At 60.2% G+C, this 595-nt stretch carries 1 protein-coding gene; it reads right to left on the minus strand.

Annotation, left to right across the window (positions count from 1 at the left end; genetic code table 11):
• A partial coding sequence (locus KVT39_RS36485; RefSeq protein ID WP_217591432.1) for a DUF2345 domain-containing protein occupies positions 1-595 on the minus strand: 595 nt, incomplete at both ends.

Raw genomic sequence — 595 nt, forward strand, 5'->3', positions numbered from 1 at the left:
CGTCCGTGACGCCGTTGTGAATCGTGCCGTCCGGCTCGAGGACACGATACTGAACGCCAGACAGCGGTTCGCCGGTAGACGGGTTCTTCAGCACGAAGTGGTGATCATGCGGCATCAGTTCCTTGCCTTCACCGAACGAGAAACCTGGCGTGGGCATCGATCCGCCCGCTCCACGGGATATCGAGCCACCGCGCAGCTTGAGATCGCCGGGACAAACGATTTCGATGTTGCCACCGTCAAGCTTGATATAGGCGCCACCGCTGGTCAGGGTCAGTGCCTTGTTGGCCGAAACAAGCACTTCGCCGTCCGCACTGATAATCTGGATAGCGTCGTGCGCGGCGAGCTCCATCGCGTTGCCTTGGGCATGCAGGTGTACCTTGCCTTTTTGCGATATCACCTTCATCGCCCCCCGCCATGCGAACATCGACATTCCGTCACCGGCGGCGAACGAGATGTTCTTCATGGCGCCGAAATCCGCATTGCCGCCAGCCGTCGCAACAATGTTTGCCTGGGCTGCCAGCTGCAAGTGCGATCCGCTGGTAAACGCCATGCCTTCAGGGGCACTCGCAAGCAGCACGGCCTCCTTGAGTTCGTC

It is taken from the genome of Burkholderia sp. GbtcB21 (assembly GCF_019091065.1).
GTDB classification, from domain to species: domain Bacteria; phylum Pseudomonadota; class Gammaproteobacteria; order Burkholderiales; family Burkholderiaceae; genus Burkholderia; species Burkholderia pyrrocinia_C.